Source organism: Streptococcus sp. DD11, from assembly GCF_001578865.1.
Lineage (GTDB): Bacteria > Bacillota > Bacilli > Lactobacillales > Streptococcaceae > Streptococcus > Streptococcus panodentis.
In genome coordinates, this window is the sequence record NZ_KQ969429.1 from 1 (window position 1) to 526 (window position 526).

At 55.5% G+C, this 526-nt stretch carries 1 protein-coding gene; it reads right to left on the reverse strand.

The window, feature by feature from the left end; translation table 11 throughout:
* Positions 1–526 (reverse strand): DapH/DapD/GlmU-related protein (locus STRDD11_RS13270; protein WP_277593127.1); only part of this gene is annotated, 526 nt, incomplete at both ends.

The window sequence follows — 526 nt, forward strand, 5'->3', positions numbered from 1 at the left end:
CGCTTGGCATAGTCCTCTTTGTTAATCTGGCGGCCGCGTCCCAGAGCGATGGCATCCGCCGGCACGTCCTTGGTAATGGTTGAGCCGGCACCGACCAGAGAATTGTCGCCCAGCTCCACCGGCGCAATGATCGTCGAGTTCGAGCCGACAAAGACATTGTCGCCGATGACGGTCTTGTATTTCTTTTGTCCGTCATAGTTGACGGTAATAGTGCCGGCACCGAAGTTGACATTGGCACCGACCTCCGCATTGCCGATATAGGTCAGATGGCCGGCCTTGGTATTTTCCCCAATGCTAGACCCTTTGACCTCGACAAAGTTGCCCACATGGACGTCTTTCGCCAGACTGGAGCCCGGCCGGATATGAGCATAGGGGCCGACCGTCACGCCGTCTGCGACTGTACTTTCCTCAATCATGGAGTTGGTAATCACGGTCCGCTCACCGATGACAGCATCCACGATATAGGTACCGTTGGTCAGAACGGACTGCGCTCCGATCTTGCTTTTGCCTTTGATTGTGACATTCG